The organism is Halomonas stenophila, from assembly GCF_014192275.1.
GTDB classification, from domain to species: Bacteria; Pseudomonadota; Gammaproteobacteria; order Pseudomonadales; family Halomonadaceae; genus Halomonas; species Halomonas stenophila.
Genome location: NZ_JACHXR010000004.1, coordinates 212,573 through 228,547 on the forward strand (window position 1 = coordinate 212,573; position 15,975 = coordinate 228,547).

Annotated in this window: 21 protein-coding genes and 1 tRNA gene; 3 read left to right on the forward strand and 19 right to left on the reverse strand. The window is 63.5% G+C overall.

Annotated features, from left to right (window positions below; all coding sequences use genetic code 11):
* Window positions 1–648 carry an NUDIX domain-containing protein gene (locus tag FHR97_RS09420; RefSeq protein ID WP_183383541.1) on the reverse strand — a complete coding sequence of 216 codons (648 nt, stop codon included), beginning with the start codon at window positions 646–648 and terminating at the stop codon, window positions 1–3.
* A 218-nt stretch (window positions 649–866) separates the two neighbouring features.
* Here FHR97_RS09420 and greB point away from each other — a divergent pair, with 218 nt between their 5' ends.
* Window positions 867–1,400 carry a transcription elongation factor GreB gene (gene greB / locus FHR97_RS09425; protein ID WP_183383542.1) on the forward strand — a complete coding sequence of 178 codons (534 nt, stop codon included), beginning with the start codon at window positions 867–869 and terminating at the stop codon, window positions 1,398–1,400.
* A 297-nt stretch (window positions 1,401–1,697) separates the two neighbouring features.
* Window positions 1,698–1,964: an EF-hand domain-containing protein gene (locus tag FHR97_RS09430; protein WP_183383543.1), complete on the forward strand. Its 267-nt coding sequence runs from the start codon at window positions 1,698–1,700 to the stop codon at window positions 1,962–1,964.
* Between the two features lie 110 nt (window positions 1,965–2,074).
* Here the strand turns inward: FHR97_RS09430 and FHR97_RS09435 are convergent, their stop codons facing one another.
* Together FHR97_RS09435 and FHR97_RS09440 are read right to left on the reverse strand one after the other, a co-directional pair.
* A complete protein-coding gene (locus FHR97_RS09435; RefSeq protein WP_183383544.1) occupies window positions 2,075–3,061 on the reverse strand; it encodes a methyltransferase in 987 nt (328 codons plus the stop codon).
* Window positions 3,058–3,855, reverse strand: coding sequence for a methyltransferase (locus tag FHR97_RS09440; protein ID WP_183383545.1), 798 nt, complete (start codon window positions 3,853–3,855; stop codon window positions 3,058–3,060). The genes FHR97_RS09435 and FHR97_RS09440 overlap by 4 nt, the downstream gene beginning before the upstream one ends.
* Window positions 3,856–3,971: 116 nt before the next feature.
* Between FHR97_RS09440 and FHR97_RS09445 the strand changes: the two genes are divergently transcribed.
* Window positions 3,972–4,048: transfer RNA gene (locus FHR97_RS09445), tRNA-Arg, on the forward strand.
* A 220-nt stretch (window positions 4,049–4,268) separates the two neighbouring features.
* Here FHR97_RS09445 and FHR97_RS09450 read toward each other — a convergent pair.
* The 16 genes from FHR97_RS09450 to FHR97_RS09520 all read right to left on the reverse strand — a co-directional run bounded on the left by FHR97_RS09450 (window position 4,269) and on the right by FHR97_RS09520 (window position 15,820).
* Window positions 4,269–4,574 carry a hypothetical protein gene (locus FHR97_RS09450; RefSeq protein WP_183383546.1) on the reverse strand — a complete coding sequence of 102 codons (306 nt, stop codon included), beginning with the start codon at window positions 4,572–4,574 and terminating at the stop codon, window positions 4,269–4,271.
* Window positions 4,575–4,728: 154 nt separating this feature from the next.
* Entirely contained in the window at window positions 4,729–5,079 is a 351-nt protein-coding gene (locus tag FHR97_RS09455) for a hypothetical protein (RefSeq protein WP_183383547.1), read from the reverse strand.
* Complete coding sequence (locus FHR97_RS09460) at window positions 5,079–5,891, reverse strand: hypothetical protein (RefSeq protein WP_183383548.1); 813 nt, start codon at window positions 5,889–5,891, stop codon at window positions 5,079–5,081. Before FHR97_RS09460 ends, FHR97_RS09455 begins: the two co-directional genes overlap by 1 nt.
* A 2-nt stretch (window positions 5,892–5,893) precedes the next feature.
* On the reverse strand, window positions 5,894–6,775 hold the full coding sequence (locus tag FHR97_RS09465) for a baseplate hub protein (RefSeq protein WP_183383549.1): 882 nt from the start codon (window positions 6,773–6,775) through the stop codon (window positions 5,894–5,896).
* Window positions 6,775–8,142: a lytic transglycosylase domain-containing protein gene (locus tag FHR97_RS09470; protein ID WP_183383550.1), complete on the reverse strand. Its 1,368-nt coding sequence runs from the start codon at window positions 8,140–8,142 to the stop codon at window positions 6,775–6,777. The genes FHR97_RS09465 and FHR97_RS09470 overlap by 1 nt, the downstream gene beginning before the upstream one ends.
* On the reverse strand, window positions 8,135–8,257 hold the full coding sequence (locus tag FHR97_RS20505) for a hypothetical protein (protein WP_281380465.1): 123 nt from the start codon (window positions 8,255–8,257) through the stop codon (window positions 8,135–8,137). Before FHR97_RS20505 ends, FHR97_RS09470 begins: the two co-directional genes overlap by 8 nt.
* A complete protein-coding gene (locus tag FHR97_RS09475) occupies window positions 8,257–8,481 on the reverse strand; it encodes a hypothetical protein (protein WP_183383551.1) in 225 nt (74 codons plus the stop codon). Before FHR97_RS09475 ends, FHR97_RS20505 begins: the two co-directional genes overlap by 1 nt.
* 14 nt (window positions 8,482–8,495) lie before the next feature.
* The gene (locus FHR97_RS09480; protein WP_183383552.1) at window positions 8,496–9,899 is read right to left on the reverse strand and encodes a hypothetical protein; all 1,404 of its coding nucleotides are present in this window, start codon (window positions 9,897–9,899) and stop codon (window positions 8,496–8,498) included.
* Window positions 9,896–10,255: a hypothetical protein gene (locus tag FHR97_RS09485; RefSeq protein WP_183383553.1), complete on the reverse strand. Its 360-nt coding sequence runs from the start codon at window positions 10,253–10,255 to the stop codon at window positions 9,896–9,898. The genes FHR97_RS09480 and FHR97_RS09485 overlap by 4 nt, the downstream gene beginning before the upstream one ends.
* Before the next feature lie 125 nt (window positions 10,256–10,380).
* Window positions 10,381–11,007, reverse strand: a complete 627-nt coding sequence (locus FHR97_RS09490; RefSeq protein WP_183383554.1) for a tyrosine-type recombinase/integrase — start codon at window positions 11,005–11,007, stop codon at window positions 10,381–10,383.
* Window positions 11,008–11,324: 317 nt separating this feature from the next.
* On the reverse strand, window positions 11,325–12,728 hold the full coding sequence (locus FHR97_RS09495; protein WP_183383555.1) for an AAA family ATPase: 1,404 nt from the start codon (window positions 12,726–12,728) through the stop codon (window positions 11,325–11,327).
* Window positions 12,729–12,760: 32 nt separating this feature from the next.
* The gene (locus tag FHR97_RS09500; RefSeq protein ID WP_183383556.1) at window positions 12,761–13,060 is read right to left on the reverse strand and encodes a hypothetical protein; all 300 of its coding nucleotides are present in this window, start codon (window positions 13,058–13,060) and stop codon (window positions 12,761–12,763) included.
* Window positions 13,057–13,269, reverse strand: coding sequence for a hypothetical protein (locus FHR97_RS09505; protein WP_183383557.1), 213 nt, complete (start codon window positions 13,267–13,269; stop codon window positions 13,057–13,059). Before FHR97_RS09505 ends, FHR97_RS09500 begins: the two co-directional genes overlap by 4 nt.
* 242 nt (window positions 13,270–13,511) lie before the next feature.
* Window positions 13,512–13,907 carry a hypothetical protein gene (locus FHR97_RS09510; RefSeq protein ID WP_183383558.1) on the reverse strand — a complete coding sequence of 132 codons (396 nt, stop codon included), beginning with the start codon at window positions 13,905–13,907 and terminating at the stop codon, window positions 13,512–13,514.
* A complete protein-coding gene (locus tag FHR97_RS20685) occupies window positions 13,904–14,098 on the reverse strand; it encodes a helix-turn-helix transcriptional regulator (RefSeq protein WP_183383559.1) in 195 nt (64 codons plus the stop codon). Before FHR97_RS20685 ends, FHR97_RS09510 begins: the two co-directional genes overlap by 4 nt.
* Before the next feature lie 393 nt (window positions 14,099–14,491).
* Window positions 14,492–15,820: a tyrosine-type recombinase/integrase gene (locus FHR97_RS09520; RefSeq protein ID WP_183383560.1), complete on the reverse strand. Its 1,329-nt coding sequence runs from the start codon at window positions 15,818–15,820 to the stop codon at window positions 14,492–14,494.
* Window positions 15,821–15,975 lie beyond the last annotated feature (155 nt).

The window sequence follows — 15,975 nt, forward strand, 5'->3', positions numbered from 1 at the left end:
CTACCTCCTTGCTCTCAGTGAGGCCCGCTGCGCCGCCAACCAGTGGAAGACGATCAGGCACATGGCATTGTCGAGTCGCCCGGCCAGCAGGAGTTCCCAGGCCCGGTGGAACGAGAGCACGTGGACGCGGATGTCCTCGTGTTCCTCGTCGAGGCCGTGGATGCCGCCCAGCCCCCGGCTGTCGATCAGGCCACAGAACAGGGTGACCCGCTCGTTGCAGGCCCCGGGACTGGGGTAGTAGGTGTGCAGCTCGATCAGTTCCCCCACCCGGCAGCCGGCCTCCTCCTCGGCCTCGCGGCGGGCCACCTCGGCCAGGCTTTCGCCGCGCTCCACCAGCCCCGCGACGATCTCGAGCTTCCAGGGCGAATCGGGGTCGTCCAGGGCGCCGGCTCGGAACTGCTCCACCAGCACCACCGCATCCCTCTCGACATCGTAGAGCAAGACGCCCACGGCGTCGTGCCGCTGATGCACCTCGCGAACCATCGCCCCGCTCCAGCCGCCCTCGAAGAGGCGGTGGCGCAGGTGCAGCTCCTCCAGGCGAAAGAACCCCTGGTGGAGGCAGCGTCGCTCGAGCAGGTCCACGTCCTCGGCATCGAAGGGCGCGGCCGCCAGGTCATCGGGCGGATTGGCGTGATCGGTCTCCGACATGCGGGCCTCCGTGTTCGCGAATGCTCCATTATCATGACCGCGGGGGAGGCTGCCAACCGTCGCCGCCCGCCGGCCGAAGCGAACCTCGGTGACCGACGGTACCGACGCCGTCGGTCACGGGCAGCCTACCCCCGGCGGCGGACTCGCCCCGGAGCCCCGGTTGCCGAGTCGCGCAGGGATGGCGTATGTTGCAGCCATTCGATACCTGGGAGGCGCGGATGAAAGGCCGCAACATGACGCGCTGGCGCGACCCCGCCAAGGACCCGCGCCAGGAGCCCAAGAGCAACCTGATCACCGCCGAGGGCGCCGAACGCCTGCGGGGCATCCTCGACCACCTCTCGCGGGTCAAGCGCCCCGCCCTCTCGGCCAAGGTCGGCGAGGCGGCCGCCCTCGGCGATCGCAGCGAGAACGCCGACTACACCTACAACAAGAAGGAGCTGAACCGGGTGATCGCCCGGATCCGCTACCTGACCAAGCGCCTGGACGAGCTCCAGGTGGTGGACCGGCTGCCCGCCGATACCGGGCGGGTGTTCTTCGGCGCCTTCGTGACGCTCGAGGACGTGGATGGCGAGGAACTGCACCTGCGCATCGTCGGCCACGACGAGACCGACACCACCAAACGCTGGATCAGCGTCGACGCCCCCCTGGCCAAGGCGCTGCTGGGCAAGGGGCTCGACGACGAGGCCACGGTGACCGCCCCGGGCGGCGAGACCACCTACCTGATCACCGCGATCGACTATCGACAGCCCTAGGGCAGCGCATCGCTGCCGCCTCGCCGGCCGCGTGACTGCCGCGATTCGGCGACACTCCCCTGTCAGGCGAATCAAGCGCTTGGCGCCAGGCGAGAATCACTGTCTCCAAAAAGAGACGCTCTGTCGATATCCCCTGCCGCCGTCCCGCGACACCCCGCGCATGACGCGCACAATAAGTGTTTGTATCCAGGAAATTAATTCTCGAGTGGCACGGAAATGGCCTAATACTGGATAAGCGAGCCGCCCGGCTCGTGGCAGCACAAACCGCGTGTTCACCGGACACTCTGGAGGTGCATCATGAGCAAGACCCTGCTGAAAACCATGTTACTGGCCGTCGCCCTGCTCTTCGGCGCCGGCGCCGTCGCGGACAGCCATGCCAAGTTCAGCGACCTGGATGCCGACGGCAATGGCACCCTGAGCGCCGAGGAGGCCGCCGCGGCCGGCGTGGACGTCGAGACCGCGGATACCGATGGCGATGGCGCCATCAGCGAAGAGGAATTCGAGGCCGCCAAGGCCGGCATGGAAGGCGAAGGCTCCATGGAAGGCGAGACCGAGGCCGAATAATCGGCACTCGCTCGGCGGCCGGTGCCTCCGGCCGCCGCGGGGCATGCCGACCCGGTCGGCATGCCCCTTTTCGTTGTCGTCCGACAGACTCCCTCGGCCGACGAGACGCTTCAGGTCCTGGCGCTATAGACCCGGAAACGGCGGTCGTCGGCGAGGATCTCGAAGCCGCCGAAGGCTTGCTCCAGCAGATCCGGATAGGGCAGGAAGGCGTTGGCCACCAGCACCAGCCGGCCGCCCGGCACCAGATGCTTGGGCGCCTCGCGGATCAGTCGGCCGGCGGGGCCGTAGTCCACGGCGCGCTCCTGGTGGAAGGGCGGGTTGCTGACGATGGCGTCGAAGCGTCGCCCCTCGAGCCCCGCGAAGACATCCCCCGCCCTCACCTCACCGTCCAGGGCATTGGCCGCCAGGCTGCGCCGCGTCGCCTCCACGGCGAAGCCGTTGACGTCCACGGCGGTGATCGCCAGACCCCGCCGGGCCAGCCAGGCGGCCAGGATGCCGTCCCCGCAGCCCATGTCCAGCACCCGGCCCGTCTCGGGCAGCACGCCAGGCAACCACGACAGCAACAGCCGGGTGCCCTCATCGAGCTTGCCGTGGCCGAAGACGCCCGGGTGGCTGGCCAGCCGCAGCCCCTCGGCCTCGAAGGAGGTCCAGGCCGCCTCCGGGTCGAGACCGACCCGGTCGAGGCGGGAGGCGAAGAGCGTGCAGCGCCGGGCGCTGTCGACCTTGCGGCAGCCGAGCCCCAGAGCCGCCAGGACCTTGAGCACCCGCTTGATGCCGCCCTGGTTCTCGCCTACCACCTGCAAGGGCGTCCCCGCCGGCAGGTGGGCGCACAGCCACAGCAGCCACCACTCGCCCAGGGCGTGGGCCTTGGGCCAGAACAGCACCACGCCCGGCGGGGTCGGCATGTCCGCCTCGAAGGGCGAGCCAGCCGGCCGCCCCCGGGCGCGCCAGGCGGACAGCACCGTCTGGTCGGCGGCGAGCAATCGCCCCTCGCCGCCCTCCAGCCAGCCGTCCCGGGGCGGGGCCACCCACAGCCAGCCGCGATAGTCGACGTCCTGGCGTTCCAGTAGCTGGCAGACGGGGGTCTCGGCACTCATGAAGCGGGCTCCTCGGGGCGAATCAGGGTATAGAGCAGGTAGCGGCCCAGCCGCCAGTGGGGGTCGACGCGGCTGTAGCGCCACTCCAGCTCGAGCAGGGCCTGGCGATCCGTCGCCGCTTCCGGCGGCGCACGCAGGTAATCGTGGAAGACGCGCACCCCGGCCACCTGCGACACGCACAGACCCAGTTCCTCGGCCCAGGCGACGACCTGCCCATGGGTCAGCGGCGAGATGGGGGTCAGGCGTCGGCGGCGCCCCTGGCCCTCCAGCCGGTCGTCCAGGGCCTTCTGCAGGTTGCCCTTGACCACGTTGGACAGGCGCAGGGCATCGCGGTTGAAGACCATCAGCGAGAGCTGCCCTCCCGGCGCCAGCAGGCCGGCCAGGGTCGCCAGGGCCGCCCGCGGCTCCGCGAGCCACTCGAGCACGGCATGGCAGGTGACCAGCGGCCAGGGGCCCGGCAGTTCGTCCGGCAGCGACTGGAGCGGCAGCCGATGGCAGGCCACCGGCCGGTCGCCGAGGTGCTCGGCGGCCCGGTCCAGCATCTCGCCGGCGGGCTCGGTGAGGGTGACGGGATGGCCTCGGTCACTCAGCCAGGCGGCCAGCTGACCGAGGCCACCGCCTACCTCCAGCACCGGCTGCGCCTGCAGGTCCAGCATCTCGGGCAGCAGGCGGTCGAGCAGGGCCAGGCGCAGTTCCCCGCGCAGCCCGCCATAGAGGCTGCCGGCGAACTTGTCGGCGAGGCCGTCGAAGTGGCGGTCGCCCGCCGCGGACAGGTAGGGGGAGATCTCGGGCATGGGGGCATCCGGACAAGGGCTGGCGACCATTCTACCCGCTAAGCGGTGCCGGCTCACGGGCGGGACGCCTGCGGGTTTATCTCGCCGGTTCAGACGCTTATACTGTCGCTCGTTTCGCCCTCTTAGCTCAGCAGGATAGAGCAGCCGCCTCCTAAGCGGCAGGTCGCAGGTTCGAATCCTGCAGAGGGCGCCATGAAAATCAATATGTTAGCGAGATTGCGGAGCTTGCCGCGCGCTGAACTTCCTACGCGCCCCCTAGCCCGTCCCCTAGATTGGTCGGCATTGCATCTACCCACCCCACCCCCTCGCCACTCAATCCCAACCATGGCACGCTCACCAGCCGGCGGCTTCCATAACGAAGCGGTGTAATTACGTATTACGTAACGCCTACACAAGGGCGGCCACGCTGGTGGTCAACCACCCCACCGCCGCCCAGCATCCAGCCCCGCCGCCATGGCATCGCCCACCACCTCGGGGTCAGCATCCAGCGGGCGGCACAGGTTCGCCAGCAGCCTCCTATCTCTGGTCAGGTCGTCCAGCGCCTCGGGGTCTGCCGACGCCACGCCTCGGAGCGACTGCCAGCAGTCGCGGTAGTAGACCGCCAATGCCTGAAGCCATATCTCACCACAGCAGCGGGCCAGCTCCTCGCGCCCGCTGACCCCATCCACATCGACCGGATGCCCGCCTTCCATGGCGAGCACGTCCAGCGCGGCGCTCATGCCTTGACTCGGCTGAGACGCTCCCTTAAGCGGGCCACGGCGGGCGATTCGGCCTGCTTGTCGTCGTTGGGATGGCCCTTCGAGTGGCCGCGCCGGATACCCGCCCTGACCGTCGTAGCCGAGTTGTGTGAATGGTCCGCATCGCGAAATCTGCTCATTTGGATGCCTCCACCTTGCGGCGCATGTACCGCTGATAGCTGTCCTCAATGGCGTCTTCCGTCCGCTGGTAGGAATCGCCAGTCGGCAGGTCACGGCGGTAGGACGATGCGGCGTCGTCGCTCAACTGTCGGCCGTCGTCATCCTTCCAGGCGTTGGCCTTGCGGCGCTGGGCTGCCTCATAGGCGGCGTCGATGGTCGCCTGGCCGTCGTCGGTGGGCTTGGGGTTGCGGGCCAAGTATTCGCGCATGGCATTCCCGACGATCTCGCGACCGACAGTCGCATGGTCGGTGCCGGGGCGGATCCAGTGCCCGCGAGCGGGCACGTCTTCGAAGTAGCGGTTAGTCATTACACTTCCTCCACAATCACGCTGTTTGAAACAACTTCCAGGAATCCATCTTTCACTTGGGCCTCGAAAGACTTTTTCCCGCGAACTTTGGCGAACTGTTCTGCAGACACCTCGTTGTTGCCCGGCTCGAAAGTGACGCCTGCCACGCCGATAGATCCGCCACGGGTATTCTTGACGGTGACCACCATCTCATCCTTGCCAGCGCCCACGGCGGCAAGGCGGGGGCGGGCCTGCTTAAGCGCATCCTCCAGGCGCAGCGCCTCGGCCAGCAGGGCGGCTTGTTCGGCCTGCTCTGCCCGCATGGCGGCCACTGCGTCGGGGTCCATGGTTTCGGCCATCTGCTCCAGGTTGCCCATGCTCGGGAAGTCGGCCCACGAATTGGGGAACTCAATCAGCCCGGTTTCGATACCGGCACCATTGGCGGCCAGCACCAGGGCGGCTACCACTTGCTGGCGTTGCTTGGGGGAATATCCGGCGGTGCTACTCATGGCGTGGGCAATCAGCCATTTCCCATCCCTGCCAGCAGCAGCCGGGACGCCGGGTCGGTCAGCAGCGGCGGCGGCATGTTGGCCAAGGATGATGCCAGCCTGCGGAAGGCTCGCTTTAGTGGAGAAAACCTTGCCCGCTGCGGCCTCCACAACGGCTTTCAGAGCGTCGCGCTGGGCTAGCTGGTCGGTGCTACCTTCCAGCTTCTCGCGCAGCTCCTGGGCGGCTTCCATCGCGGCTGTGTGGGCCGGACGCACAGCCGCCGAGGCTGTGCGCTGGGCTTCGTCTTGTTCGTTAATGAGTTGTTTCAGTTGGTCTAGGGTCATGCTTACCTCAGGGTGGTAGTTCTGGGATTCAGGCATTGAAGGGTTGTTGACCAGTTGTCGGAATACAGATCGCCGTCGTGGGTAATACCGTGAATCCGGTAGCGGCGAGTTCCAATAGTGTCGGGGCGACTCACACTGTTTGGATTGCTGAAATTGAATTGCGATGTCTGGTTAGTGACTTCGATTTGGTCGAGCATTTGGACTTCGGGCATCATGGCGGTGGTCACTTCGGCGCCATATTGGGTGATGATTGGCGTTCCTATAAGGCCGGTCAATGCGCTAGTTGAGTGAACTGTTTTCCGCTCTGCACCGTCTCTGCTAATTATCACCCGGCCAGAATCAATTGTCCAAGTAAAGTCGAAGTCTTTAGCCGCACCGGCAAGCCAGGAATTGGCACTCTGCTGAACGGGAAGCGAGCTCGCCAGCGTGGGTAAATCACTGAAGTCGCCCACCAGCTCCACTGGTAACTCGAATGACTCAGCAACAGCCGTTATCACCTCGCTCATATGCGCACCACGGCCAAAGGTGCGCACTACCTGGGCGTCATCCCAGTTGGCCCCGGACGCCCGGCAGAAGAGCGTGACGAAGGTGTCAGGCCCATCCCGGCCGATACTCACGTTGTAGATGGTGCCGGCAAACAACTGGCCCCAGTTATCCCGATAGCCCGCCGCAAATCGCACAGTATCGAAACGCTCATAGACTTTCTGACGACTCTCGCGGCTCAGGCCATAGACGACGATTTGGGCGAGAGAGTCAAAGCCGCCATAGCCCCGGTCTATTCTGAACTGTATCTGAGCCGGGTCAGGAGCGAAGCCGTCCACCACCAGCTTCTCGGCGTCGTCCCCGACTTCGAGTTTATAAACTCGACCCCAAATCAGACTCATTAGCTCACCCTGTTCTGTGTGTCACGGACGGCAGAATCTGTCAGCCGGGCAAGTTCGCGGCGAATGTACTGAGGGTCCTGCCCCTCGGCGTGGATGGTGATGTTCTGTGTGACGGACGCCTGGGGCCGCTCGAACGGATCTCGACCACCAAGGTTGTTCATCACGTCGGGGGCGTAGAGCTGCCCGACGGGGCCTAGGTGCTGGGTGAAGTTGTCCCCGTGCTGCTTGAGGAGCTTGTCCACTGTCCCCACGCCGGTGTGGTAGGCACTCAGCGCCGCCGTGATGTTGCCGTCATAATGCCCTAGCAGCGCTTCCAGGTAATCCTCGGCAAAGCGTTCGTGCTCTTCCCGTGAATTGCCCGACAGCGGGTCCACGCCGAAACCAGGATCGGCGGCGGTAGATGGGAGGATCTGGTAAGCCCCCAGCGCCCCGGTTCTGTCGTTGCGGGTCAGGTTGCCCTGTGCATCCCTATGGCGACCACCGCTCTCCTGCATGGCCAGCGCATCGAGGAGTGCATCGGAAACGTCATAGCCACCACGAGGGGCGGTGACCTCATCCACGCGGGCGCCGAGCGCCTCAGGCGGAAGCCCCGCGTTGTTGGTCAGGCTGCGGCGATACGCCTCGGCGTCGAAGTCGTCGGAGCCCTCGCCGGTCAGGTGATCCACCCACTTGTCGAGGGCGCTGGTGATGGCCGGGGCGAACCGCATCACGATGTCATCGCCCAGCTCGTCCACGGCTCGGCTCAGTTCGTCCATGGTCTGGCTCAGTTCGCGGGATACCTCGATCTCTTCCTCGGTGAGGGTCCGCAACTCGGCGGCGCGGTCAAGCTCAGACTGGAAGTCGCTGGGACCACCGCGCAAAAGGTTCTGAATGCCGGGGCCACTCAGGCCGAGTTGATCCAGGGCGCGATTGCGCTGCGTGTCGCTGAGCCCCTGAAACTGGCGGCTGAGTTCGATCAGCGCCGCCATTTCGTCCTGAGCGCTGATAATGCGGTCAACGTCGATGCCGAACATGCCGGCGTCGAAAAGGCCGCCCTCACCGAAAGCGGCTTGGTCCCTCAGATCGCGGATGTTGCGGAGGACGTTAAGGGCGTTGTCTTCCGATCCCCCCGCCTGCTCTAGCGCGAAGCCCAGCCGATCCACTTGCCCCGTCGCGATGTCGGCGGCGTCGGCCAGGGCGGAAAACTCGTGTCGCTCTCCGGCCAGCTTGGCCACCAGGGCAGTGCCACCTACCCCGGCAGCGATGACGCTAGTGAAGGCCGTGGCGGCGCGAGTGACCATAGCGAAATTGGCCTTGGCCTCGCGGAAGCTCTGCGCGTCTTGTTCGAGGCCCAGCTTGACGACAAGCTCGTCGATCACGTCAGCCATTTGCTTTCCCCTCCAGCTTCTTGATCCGCTTGGCCAGCCCAAGGTCAATAGCAAACAGCGCGACCAGGCAGGCGAAAAACGACAGGTCCTTAATCAATCCGACTTCAACGAACATCACTTGCCCTCCAGCTCAGAAACGCGGTCTTTCAACGCCGCCACAGCGAGTTCTAGGTGCCGTGTACGCTCGACCAGGTAAATGTTGGACTGCGCCAGCGTGGCCAGCAGATACGCCTTGTGGTCGCCTTGCTGGGCGTTCTTGAGGGCGTCTTGTAAGGCAAGCTCGATGCGCTCGGTCTGCATCTGGTCGAGTCCGTGAGTTTGGAGCATATCGTCAGGCATGGGGGTTACCTCGGTTAGAGCCATTCGGAAGTTTTCATACGTTTCTTCTGCCCGTGCAGTGCGATCAATCCGGCAGCAGCGTTCGCCCGATCCTCGTGCTGTCCGGGCGGGTGGTCCACTGTCTCGCGCCCAGAGCGGGCGGTTCGACGCTCCAAGTTCTGCCATTGCCTGATCATCTTCTCGTCAGGCGGGAACTCTACGCGGCCACTGGTGATTGCCTGCAGGCTGTCGATGTACAACTCTGAGCGGGTCTTCGGTGAGTGCTCGCACTTGATGCCGTGTTTCTCGAACTCGTCGCTGGGCCAAGAGCCGGCAAATCGATCCAGGTTGATGCGCTTGACGCCATACTCACTCAAGATGCCGGCAAAGCGTTCTGTGATTTCCGCCGGGACGCCTCTGGCGGCGTCCACGCGGTCGATAACTAGAACGCCGTCCTCGTGGTGTCCGATGGCAAGCGTGAACTCGTCAGCGTTGGCGCTCTGGCCCCCGCCTGCCGGATCGGCGAAACCAACGAACTTGAATCGGCGGTCATACGGGCGAATCAGCGGGGCGGCGCGGGTCACGGCGTCCAGGGCTTCGCGGGTGATGAAGTCAGAAATTCCGTCACGGAACTGGCCGCCCCATTCTGACTTGCTTCCCTCAGGATCTTCCTCGAAGGCATCCGCAATGATGCGGCGGTCAATGGTCGGGTTGAATTGCTCGGTCGAGCCTTGCACCACCAGGACATCGGAGTCTTGCGCGAAGTGCTTGCGATACTTCTGGTAAAGCAGCCCTTTCTTTGCCCAGGGCGAGGAAATGCCGAGAAGCATGCCGCCAGTGGTGGCAAGTGCCGGGATGCAAGCGCGATACAGCTCCACGTCGGGGGAGGCGGATGCCTCGTCCTTAAAGAACGCGCACTCGTCGAGGATGGTGCAAATCGCCGTCCTGCCCCTGACGCTCTTGAAGCTGTTGGTATTCACCTCGATGGAGACGCGGTTATTGAGGTCAATTGAGTCGGCGGTGCGCTTCGTCACCATGCCGCTAAGGACGGGGCTGGCATCAAACATCCCGGCGATATACGAAAATGCGACCTTTGCCTGAGGGCGGTCGACCGCGATGATATTCACCACGCCGCGCTCGCCAGGCTTCAGCTTGTCTAGCAAGCCGAACAGCTCGGCGCCGATAGTCGCCATGTAGGTCGCGATGCCGGCAGCGTTGTTTGTCTTCGAGGATCTGCGTCCGGCAATCCAGAAGAATTCCCGTACACGGCTTGTAGGCGCCTCGCGTCCCCCTGCAAGGGCCTTGAACAGCTCCAGGCGGTTGGCATCCATGGGCAGCCCGAACGCGCCTGACAGGACCGCTTTAGCCGGCTCCCAGCTATCGCCCTCGAAGCTGCCGGGGGTCAGGGCGGGCGACTCCATGAACTCGATGATGTTCACTGCGCGGCCTTGTGCTTGTCGAGGATGTCTTTGATGGATTCGACGGGCTGGGCCACGCGATCCAGGCCGAGGGTCTTGTAGAGCCCGAGCAAGCTATTGATTTTTTGCGTGATGGCCCCGTGATCCACCTCATCACCACGGGCCAGGGCAGCCTCAGCTTGCTCGATGGTCGCTTCCATCCAAACAGCTCGCTTGGCAAGACTGCGGCGCTGGTAGCTCAGGTTCTCGTGGCCACCGAGGTCGGTCGTCAGGGCGGTGTACCGCTGGCGTACCGCCTGGGCCAGCCGGGTGCGACCGTCGAGCCGTTCCAGCCAGTCGTGGCTGTATTCGGTGGGTAACTCTGTGCTTCGGGGCATATCGTTATTCCATTTCGTTCTATGTACCTCCTATTGTAGCCCTATTTGGCGGGTTATCCAAACTTATAGACATAAAAAAGCCCGCTGTTATAGCGGGCGGGAATATATCGGGGAGAGTTGGACGCTCAGAAGCTCAGCTTCTCGAACTGGCGGCCAGTGAGCGCGGTGTACGCCACGGTATTCTGGATGTTGGCGTGCCCCATGTACTGCTGAACGGTGCGAATATCGGTGCCGTTGTTGATGAGGTGAACGCCACAGGCATGGCGCAGCGCGTGAGGATGCCACTTGATGCCGAGCACTCTCTCGGTGAGCCGCCCAAACATGCGACGGAAGCCGTCAACGCTGATCGGCGCCCCACGCTCGCTTACGAACACCAGGCCATGCGACCGGCCTGAGTTGCGCTGATAGCGGCGCAAGGCCCGTATTGTCTGGCCTTGCAGGGGATGTGTGCCGTCCAGCGACCCCTTGGCGCGGGTTATCAGCACCTCGTGAGCGTCCAGGTTGAACGCCTGCCAGCGCAGCCCCACCAGCTCGGAGACGCGCAGCCCATGCTCGAAGGCAAGCCGGATCATCAGCGAGTCGCGCTCGCCGTTGCGTGTCTGCTTGGCGGCCTTGGTGAGCGCCTGCACCTCATCGCGGGTCAGGTGCTTCCTTCCGCGCTCCACGTCGTTGGCAGACCTGCTGCCCCCAACTGTTCGCTTTTCGGTGCTCGGGTGCATCTCCACCACGTTGCTGAGGGCCGCGTCACTCATGCCTGTCGCCTCTATAACTGTTCGGGTTTCAATCAGAATGCGAACAGTATAGCAGTCGGTGGGGCGATTGCAATGGGGCTCGGAGGGTAGTGGTCTGCTCGGGACGTGCGTTTCAGGTGGGCCATTCAGTCTGTCCGGGTGACCGTCCGCTTTGCCCGTCACGTCCGGTTATAGAAAACCGGACGGACGGACGGGCCCAAACCGGGCAAACCGTGACGAAACCGGACGCAAACCGGACGCAAACCGGACGCCTCAATGGTTGGCAGGCACAAAAAACCGGCCCTCAGTGGAGCCGGTCCGGTGGTGGTGGGGCTGGCTTAGTGCGCGAGGCGGACATACGGGGGCGCCAGAAGAACCTCCCCGGCCCGCTCAAGACTGGCTTTCACGTCGTGGAACCGCTGCCTGGAAATGCCGGCACCGCCACAGGCGTCTCGCCAATCGTCAATCCTGACCATGGCCTCTTCAGGATCGGCGCCCCCAGATTCAAGGCGGTCGTGGTGCTCTACGTAAAGGCGCTGAAGCTCTCGAAGCGCCAAGGTCTGGTTCTTCCCTCTGCCAACCTTGCCGCGCTGCGGGGGCTCGTACCCATCAATAGGCTCCAGAACGACCGAAGTGACCGCCTCGCCGTTATCATCGACAAGGGGCAGCTTCACTGGCGCCAGTGTGAACGACAGTTGAGCCGGGAATGCGGCATCCTTCATCTTCCCGCAAGAAATGGTCACGGCTCCCAGCTCGTCCTGCTCCACGGCATACTCGGCTTCGACAGCGCCTCGCAGAACCGTGCTACCCCTGGCGCCCTTGGTGGCGTCCTTGCCGGAGTGGTGCACAACCAGGATGCTGCACTTCCATCGCTGCCTAAGCTCATCCAGTGATCGTACAAATGCGTTCATGTCTGCCGTCGCATTCTCGTCGGCCCCGAAGTTTCGCGACAGGGTGTCGACTACGATAACTGCCGGCTCCTGCCCCGTCTGTTCGGCCAGGGCTTCCACGGCCCCCAGAACCTCGGCGGCGGCGTCGGCTTCGGTCAATAGCGCAGCCCGGTTAGAGACGGCCAGCGGGGCGCCTGCCAGGCTTACACCACGATCCAGCTCCCACGCCTTGAAACGCCGCGCGAGGCCGTTATGCCCCTCGCCGGCCAGATAGAACACACTGCCCTGGCGGACTGGGCGGCCATGCCATGGCGTGCCGGTGGCGATCGAGCAGGCCCAGTCGATGGCAACGAAGCTCTTGCCCACGTTGGGCGGCCCGAAGATCAGTCCGAGGCTGTCGGTTTCGAGGTATTGCTTAACGAGCCAGTCGACGGGGCGCAGCTCGCTCACGAGGTCGCCAATCATCGAGAAGCCCAGCCCGGTGTCGGGCTGGTCGCTCTCGCCTTCCGGCGCCCGAGTCTCACGGGCGTCTGCCAGCTCTTCCTCCACAAACGACAAATGGCAGCCGACGGGGTAATCCAGAGCGGCTTCGTACTCATCGCGGGTTCGGCACAACCGCAAGACGCCGAGGTGCCACTCGGCGGCCTCCCCGTTTTTCCATCGCCTAAGATTCGCCATCAAGCGCGGACGCTCGGCCAGCCATTCGCGGCGCTTGTCTAGCGTGGCGTCCACGTTGCTGGCGGGCTGCTCATGGGTCCGCCATGAGGGGTCACGGAGACGGCGCTGGCGCTCTGCCTCGCGCTGTGCGGGGGTGCCGTGCTGCTCTTCTGCGGAGCGTTTGGCGGAGGCCATGATGGCCTCCACGTTGATTACAGGCTGGTCACTCACAGCATCGCCTCCAGTTGCTCGTCAGTGTGACAGTCGAGCCATTCGGCCATGCTGCCTTTGGTCATGCCGGAGGCCTCAAAGTCTCCCCAGATAAGGGCACTCAGTAGCTCCAACTCTGCGCCGTCGTGCGGGTTATCAGGGTCGAAGCCCGCCAGGTCTGCCAGGAATCGAACCTCTACTCGGTGTGACTCCATGGCGGCCATCATGAACGCCTCACGGTCACTACCGATAACAGTGGCGCCGCACCAGTCGGGCGCCTTGCTCGGCTCGTCGAAGGGATGGACAACAGCGTTCATGCGCGCACCTCCCCGCCCGCTTGGGCATACTCCGGGCGGTGGCTGCGCACCCACGCATCAACGGCGGCAGGATCGTACAGCGGGCGCTTGCTGGCGCCATAGGTGGCGAACGGGGCCGGGAAGGAGCCATCCTTACGCCAGCGGATGACGCCGGGGATGGTTAGGCTGTAGCGGCGGGCAATATCGCTCTGGGAATCCAGGTGTGTCATGGTCGTACCTCGATTAGGGCAGCTTGGGCTTGCCCCTCGGTACGGATGACGCTAGAATCTAGTTGCCAGACTACAGATTCTGCGGCGTCCGCAACCTCGGAGCCTGAATCGCACGACCCGGTTAGACTGTTGGCGCAGTTTAGCCGGGTTTTTCGTGCCTGCTTATATTATGCCGGAACTTCGATAGCATTGCAAACAAGTAAGCCCCGCACTTTGGCGGGGCTGTGTAAAAGCATGAGGTGTTACAGGCTACTCGACGTTGAGCCCTTGCGCTTCAGCTCGGCCACAAGTTTTCGGTATTCCTCAATGATGGATGTGGCGCTAAAGATTCCAGTGTCATTTTCCATGCTCGCATCGGAACACGCCTCTTCCAGCCCATCAGCCAGCCATTCCAGCAATTCACGGGCGTCGCCATACTCTAAGTAATTGACGAACGGAACGTACATGATGCCGGTTCTAAGGATGATGTCTCCGCCGCGCCGGTCCGCAATATCCTCGAACCCTGTGTCTGTGTATCCGCTCCCGAGCGCGAGGAATGCGCGAACCTCTGGCAGCTTCATGAATTTAGCGGCGTCCTTGCCATGAATTTCGGCAAGCAGGCTGGCGTTGAACCACCCGGGTTTGATTGCGGTGCTCATTGCGCGCCCTCCATAGTCTGATCGGCTTCCCATAACTCAAGGTCAGCCATGCGCCAACGGGTGGCACGGGGACCAATCTTGACGGGCTGGGGAATGCGCCTTTCGGCGAGCCAGCGCCACCATGTGGATCGGCTGACCCCGTAGCGGGAACATGCTTGCGTGTCTTTCAGATACGCGGGTGCGTTATACATAAACGCCTCTCTAATCAATAGCTTGATTAGGGGTCGGAAGACTGATAGTGGATCTCTATTGGCCTCTAACGGGCTCTTGGGTAGAGAATCCAGGCGCTAACTATGGCTATCAGCCAACCTTGCCCCCGGTTTGGGACACCCCAGGCCGGGGTTTTCTTTGCGTCCTAGAATGTCCTGATTGGTATCATGCGGGACATTGTAGGAGTTAGCCAAATGGGTGGCTTGTGGGCAGCCTGTGGGCAACCTGTGGGAATCCGTGGGGCGATTCGGCATCACCCCGGAACCCGCGTGATTACTGGCTCTCAGTCCGCCCCAGAGAGAATTTAGGGGTATATAGCGGGCAAAACTTGATAAAAAAAAGCGCCCGTAGGCGCCGGGTATGCTTGTGCGGAATCACCCCCGAAGCACCACAACATTATCCCTGTGCTCGACGGCCTGCACACCGCTGACCATCTGCGCCCAGCGATTCCACGCATCAACTTGAGCCTTCCAGCGTTTTGCTCGGTTATAGTTCGCCATCAGTTTGGGTGGCGCATGGGCGAGCATCATTTCGACCAGCAGCGGGTCGACTAGTAGAAGTTCGGTTAGTTGCGTGGCGAAGGTTCGGCGCAAATCGTGGACGGTAAAAGGGGGTAGACCATAAAGCGGCGCGGTAGTATCGTGCTCTCGGCGCGCCCGCCCTTGCAGTCTAGATATTGCTGTTGACAGACTGTCGTGATGTATCGGCTTGCTATCGTCCCGCACTGAAGCAAACACACAATCCCCGGCGGATAACTGCCGCTGCTCTTTCAGGATCGTCAGCGCCAGCGGCGCAAGGTGTACATCGTGTTTGCGCCCTGATTTCGCCCTCTCCCCTGGTATCGTCCACGTGGCGCCGTCTATCTCGTCCCAGCGCATGCCCGCCACCTCGCCACGGCGACAGCCCGTCAGGATCAGTAGTCGAATGGCATTGGCCACGGGTATCGACAGCGTTGCCGTGCTGGCCAACCCATCATGCCCGCTACGCTCATCGTCCAGCGTTTGCAGCAGCTCTCGTAGCTCTGGCATCGAAAGGTGGCGCTTGCGGGGCTCCCCGGCGCTGGCACCAATCTTCGCGGGCGTTAGGTTGGCAATCGGGTTTTCGTCTATGTGGTCGCGGTCCTCGGCGTAATCCAGCAGGCCGCGCATGAGGTTAAGGCAATGACGCCCCTCAACGGGCGCTTTGGCTACCACGTCCTCCAGCACCTCAATGACCAGGCGGCGGGTCACGTCGCGAACATACATCCTGCTCAGCCGTGGAGCCAGGTGCAGGCGCCAGCGTCGCTTGTGCTGGGCGACAGTCTTTGCAGTCGGCAGTCGCTTTCCTCGGCCAGGGGTCCGCTCATAGAACGCGATCCATCGCTCGAACGCATCAGACATCACCCAAGCGGCTTCATTGCGGGCCTTCTCGGCAGCGCGGTGTCTGCGCGGGTCAATGCCCTTCTCTACCAGCTTGGCAGCCTCTCCATGGGCATCGCGGGCTTCCGACAGCCTCATGGGCTGGAAGGTGCCTAGCCGCATTTCGCGCTGGCGCCCGCCGAGACTGAATCGGTAGACCCACAGCTTCGACTCGCGGTCGGCGCGAACCTCCAGCGCCAGGCCAGCGCCATGCTTCGACCGAACTGACCGGCGGGCCTTCTTGCGGCCTGCCGGGAGCGTGAAGGCCGACACCTCGGCCATCGTCGTGATGGGCTTGTCTGTCATGATTTGTCCCCTAGCTCGTCCCCTAGATTGACTCAGTATAAGGCGGGAATTCATAGGACACAAAGGGACGAGATATACGCCTAAGCGATTGATTGGACGAGAATCAACGGGGCGTCATGATAATCAGATGGAAGGCATGAATCTACCTGTCGCCC